Here is a 5,071-nt window from a genome sequence, read left to right on the forward strand (position 1 = left end):
GCAGTGCTGTATCTCTGTCTTGGGATAGATACTTTCAATCGCTTCAGGGAAGCCCTTAAGGCCATCAACGCACGCAATAAGGATATCTTGTACACCACGGTTGTGCAGGTCGGTCAGCACGCTGAGCCAATGATGGGCACCTTCAGACTCTGACAGGTAAAGCCGTCATTCCGCAGCCAATTAATGAATTAAAATAGTGTGATCTAGCGATCATTTACAGATTTTAGTGTCACAGATGTCTTGACCGTGGTCCCCAGTTTTGATCTATTACTGTTATTTAACGGTCGCGGTAAAGGCCCAGCAGCTCTTTTTTCCCCTCAACGTTGAGGCCGAGAATGGTGTACACCGCTTTAGTGATAAAGCGCCCGTTCTCTTTGATTTTATAGTGAATGGCATCGAGCCAGACAATCGGATAGACCGCTTCTAATTGCCGCTCACGCCAAGCCTGAAGCTCAGGCAGTAGCTTATCAGTCACGGCATTGATGGTACCGTTGGACACATGAATACCGTACAACTCTTCGATGTGCATGCGGATATCTTGGTAACTGGTACCTAGAGAAAACATCGCGAGGATTTTGCGCTCCAGCTCATCGGTTAAATGCGTTTGGTGCTTTTTCACTAATTGCGGCTCGAACGAGCCTGCTCGGTCGCGTGGTGTACTGAGTTCAAAGCTGCCGGCAGGGCTTTTAACTGACTTTGATGTAGAGCCGTTCTTACGGTTAGGCTGCTTTTTATCAGTGAGGTGTTCATCAAGCTCAGCTTGCATGGCTGCTTCAGTGAGCTGCTTGATGAGGGGGGTTAAAATACCATCTTTGCCGGTGAGGTCTTTACCTTCACGCAAAGCTTGCAAGGCGGTATCCATATCGAATGTTGGTTTAGTCATGTGTCATCCCTTTTTGGTGTAGTTTAACGAAATGACACAGAATTCTGAACACTACCGATACTCACGCTATTGAATAGGGTGTCTGAAAAGACCACCCTATTTGGTATATTGGCAACAGTCTGCCTATTGGCCCAATTGATGCGCGGTCAACATGGCGGCATAAACGTTATCTGCGGTGACAGGAAATGGCATGTTATGGATAGTCTCTCCCTCAGCCGTTGATGCTTCCGCCACTGCACGCAACGTCGCATGATTTAGCGTTTTTACGCCCATATCAAAAAGATTGGTCGGTAGGCCAACGGAACGGCAGAAAGCGAGGACGGTAGTTATCTCTTCCATTGCCGCGTTTTCTAGCACGAGTTGAACCAGTGTACCAAATGCCACTTTTTCACCATGGTAAAGGTGATGGCACTCCTCAAGCTTGGTGAGGCCGTTATGGATCGCATGCGCGCCGGCCAGCCCGCTGCTCTCAAAACCGATACCGCTTAAGTAGGTATTGGCTTCAATAATATTTTCGACGGCTTTCGTACTCACACCATTTTCCACTGCGATTTTTGCTTTTAAGCCATCTTCAAGTAATGTTTCATAACACAGTTTTGCGAGCGCTTGTGCAGACCGTGTCGCGAGCCCACCGGCCATAGTTGCTTTACCTGACGTCATATTTGCACGAGCTTCAAAGTAAGTTGATAGCGCGTCACCCATCCCGGAAACCAGCAAGCGAACCGGTGCTTTAGCGATGATAGACGTATCCATGATCACCATGTCCGGATTTTTAGGGATCATCAAGTATTCAGAAAATTCACCTTCTGGGGTATAGATAACGGCGAGAGCCGACGTTGGCGCATCTGTAGACGCGATAGTCGGCACCACAACAACGGGAATGTTGGTGTAGAACGCAACCGCTTTTGCCGTATCTAGTGTTTTCCCGCCGCCAATACCGACGATGACATCATGTTGCTGTGTCGCACAAATATCAGTGATGCGCTCAATCTCAACACGGGAACACTCGCCATTAAAAATATTGGTTGTTAGCGAAACATCTTCATCAGCAAAGCTCTGTTTTACCGTATCACCGATCAAGTTGGTGACGAATTCATCGGCGATGGCTAATGGTTTCTCACCAAGGCTCTTTACATAGTGCGCAATCGAGCTCAGTACTTGTTCACCTTGGACGTATTTACTGGGGCTAATAATTATTTTATCCATAATTCAGACCTTTATTCTTTATTATGTGTGTTTTCTGCAATGAAAAACCATTGTAGGGGAGGCGCTATATTAGGACTGACAGCCCAAACGAGAAAGGATATCGCGGATTTGAAGTGTGCTTTTATGACCGCAGTGTCAAATAAGTCGCGCGAGCAAAAACAAAAAAACAATGCTTTTTGGCATCGATCACTATTCAGGCAAGTGCCGTTGCGAGTGTTCCAAATTGAAACGAAATAAGAGGATCAATTGTTCCATTATGGAACAAAATTATTTTTGTTGAGCCCCGGTTTTCTCTGCTTAAGATGACTTCATACCCTACGTAAAAATAAATGGAATGAGATAGAACGATGAAAAAACTAATCAATCAAGTCGATGATGTTGTCTTGCAACAAATGGAAGGCCTCGCGTTGTCCCGTCCTGAGCTAAAAGCCAACTATGAACCTCGCTATATGTGGCATGAGGAAACACCTGGGCAAGTCGCGTTAGTGTCTGGTGGTGGTTGTGGTCATGAGCCACTGCACGCGGGTTTTATTGGTAAAGGCATGTTGACTGGAGTGTGCCCGGGAGAAGTATTTACGTCGCCAACACCGGATCAAATGTATGAGTGTGGCAACCAAGTGAATACCGGCGAGGGCGTGCTTTTTATTATTAAAAACTACACGGGCGATGTGTTGAATTTTGAAACTGCCGTGGAGCTACTTCATACCGATGGTATCAAGGTTGGGTCGGTCTTAGTGGATGATGATGTGGCCGTGAAAGATAGCCTTTATACCGCTGGCCGTCGTGGCGTGGCAGGTACTGTGTTAGTGGAGAAATTAGTCGGCGCTGCGGCAAGTAAAGGTTATACGTTGGCACAGTGCGAAGCGCTTGCTCGACGCGTCAATAACCAGTGCCGATCCTTTGGTGTGGCGCTCAATGCGTGTGTTGTGCCAGCGGCAGGTAAACCGTCGTTTATCTTAGAAGACAATGAAGTGGAGTTTGGTGTCGGTATTCATGGTGAGCCTGGTATCAAACGCATGCAATACACAGACGTCGACACCTTAGTGGATGAGATGTTTGCTGAAATCGCCGAGAACGCGCCTTACCAGCGTACATTACGGATTTGGAATCGCGAAGAAGGCGAATGGGATGAGGTAGTCTCTAGTATTGAGCCTTTTTCTGCCGATCATGACTACATCGTGGTGGTCAATGGTATGGGCGGCACGCCAATTTCTGAGCTTTACGGCGTGTATCGTCGTCTTGCTCATCAGTGCGAGCAAGCGGGATTCCGCATCGTACGGAATAGGGTAGGTAACTTCTGTACGTCGCTTGATATGGAAGGGGTGTCAATCACCTTACTCAAAGCCGATAAAGAGATGTTGGAGCTTTTTGATGCGCCCGTCGACACAGCCGCAATCAACTGGTAACAGGGGAAATAACATGCAAATTGAAAAAACACATATTATTCACTGGTTAGAGTTGTGTGCGACAACCTATCAAGACAATCAAGATTTTCTCACGGATCTTGATCGTGATATCGGCGATGCAGACCATGGTCTCAACATGAATCGTGGCTTTAAGAAAGTCGCGGAAAAACTGCCACAAATCGTCGAGCAAAACATTGGTAGCATTCTAAAAAATACGGGTATGACATTATTGTCTAGTGTCGGAGGCGCAAGCGGCCCGTTGTATGGCACGTTATTTATTCGCACAGCAGCGGCTGTCGGGACCCGAGAACAATTGACCTTTGAAGAACTGATCGACGCGCTAAAAAGTGGAGTCGATGGTGTGGTCTCTCGTGGTAAAGCCGAATTAGGCGACAAAACCATGTGTGATGTTTGGCTACCGGTTTTGACCAGCATAAAGGCATCGTTAGATAAGGGCACGAGTGCTGATCACTTACATAATGAGATGGTTGAGCTCGCGGAAGCGAATGTATTAGCCACCATTGAAATGCAAGCGAAAAAAGGACGCGCGAGTTATTTAGGTGAGCGCAGTATCGGCCACCAAGATCCCGGTGCAACGTCCTCTCTATTAATGATTAAAGCACTAAAGCAAGCAATAGCAGGTAATTAAGATGGTGGGAATTGTTGTTGTCTCTCATAGTCGTCGCCTTGCTGAGGGGGTCGCTGAATTGGCGACCCAAATGACTCAAGGAAAAGCGAATATCGCTATTGCAGCAGGTGTTGATGATCCTGAAAACCCGATAGGTACCGATACTATTGCTGTCATGGAGGCGATAGAGCGTGTACATGATGAAAAGGGCGTTATTGTCTTGATGGATCTTGGCAGTGCGTTACTGAGTGCAGAAATGGCACTCGATCTCCTTGATGATCAATTAAGGGAAAGTGTGACGTTAATTTCAGCGCCCATCGTCGAAGGAACGATGGCTGCGTCGGTGGCAGCAGCAGCAGGGTTACCGTTGGCAACCGTGGTTGAGGAAGCGCAAAATGCCTTGAGTGTAAAACAAGTGCATCTGGATGATCAGCCATCAACAGACGCGGAACCCGCGCAAACAGCGATGCAGGATAAAGAAACGCTGACATACGACTGGATCGTGCAAAATCCACATGGATTACATGCTCGGCCAGCCGCCGCCATTGTTGGCGCACTGGCGCATTTTGACAGTCAAATCTGGCTACAAAAGGGCGATCGACAGGTCAATGCAAAAAGCCTCAATAGCATTGCGAAGCTTGGTGTCCGTTGTAATGACTCCATAACCATCCATGCCCTTGGTCCCCAAGCCGTGGATGCAATAGCAGCATTTAAAGTACTTGCACATGATCACTTTGGCGAAAAACAAGCCGTTGATGATGGCGTTATCGAACATCAAAGCGATGAAGTCGAGACATTACATCATGAGGGGAATGCACAAACCATTGAAGGCGCGATCACGGGGATTAGCGTGAATGAGGGGATTGTAACGGCGCCCGTTGTTCTTGTTACCAGTGAAATGCCACCCGTCCCCGATCGTCACTTTGGTCATACAACCGATGAAATTGC

The 5,071-nt window shown here is 47.5% G+C and carries 4 protein-coding genes and 1 pseudogene; 3 read left to right on the forward strand and 2 right to left on the reverse strand.

Annotated elements, in window-relative coordinates:
- Both DZ54_RS20700 and DZ54_RS0110085 read right to left on the reverse strand, forming a co-directional pair.
- Window positions 1-883, reverse strand: a pseudogene (locus DZ54_RS20700) (IS256 family transposase); the annotation flags it as partial.
- A 123-nt stretch (window positions 884-1,006) separates the two neighbouring features.
- Window positions 1,007-2,089, reverse strand: coding sequence for a glycerol dehydrogenase (locus DZ54_RS0110085; protein ID WP_025673982.1), 1,083 nt, complete (start codon window positions 2,087-2,089; stop codon window positions 1,007-1,009).
- 347 nt (window positions 2,090-2,436) lie between these two features.
- On the opposite strand from DZ54_RS0110085, the gene dhaK reads away from it, so the two are divergent.
- The 3 genes from dhaK to dhaM form a co-directional block, all read left to right on the forward strand.
- Window positions 2,437-3,495, forward strand: a complete 1,059-nt coding sequence (gene dhaK, locus DZ54_RS0110095; protein ID WP_025673983.1) for a dihydroxyacetone kinase subunit DhaK — start codon at window positions 2,437-2,439, stop codon at window positions 3,493-3,495.
- Between the two features lie 13 nt (window positions 3,496-3,508).
- Window positions 3,509-4,144 (forward strand): dihydroxyacetone kinase subunit DhaL, encoded by a 636-nt coding sequence (dhaL, locus tag DZ54_RS0110100; RefSeq protein ID WP_025673984.1) that lies wholly within the window; start codon window positions 3,509-3,511, stop codon window positions 4,142-4,144.
- Window position 4,145: 1 nt separating this feature from the next.
- Window positions 4,146-5,071, forward strand: a 926-nt coding sequence (gene dhaM / locus DZ54_RS0110105; protein WP_025673985.1) for a dihydroxyacetone kinase phosphoryl donor subunit DhaM, incomplete at its 3' end; no start/stop codon positions are given.

Source organism: Salinivibrio socompensis S35 (assembly GCF_000513715.1).
GTDB classification, from domain to species: Bacteria; Pseudomonadota; Gammaproteobacteria; order Enterobacterales; family Vibrionaceae; genus Salinivibrio; species Salinivibrio socompensis.

Bases quoted from the DNA above. Each gene is read 5' to 3' on its own strand.
- DZ54_RS0110085 (WP_025673982.1), bottom strand. From the start codon at position 2,089: ATGGATAAAATAATTATTAGCCCCAGTAAATACGTCCAAGGTGAACAA.
- dhaK (WP_025673983.1), top strand. From the start codon at position 2,437: ATGAAAAAACTAATCAATCAAGTCGATGATGTTGTCTTGCAACAAATG.
- dhaL (WP_025673984.1), top strand. From the start codon at position 3,509: ATGCAAATTGAAAAAACACATATTATTCACTGGTTAGAGTTGTGTGCG.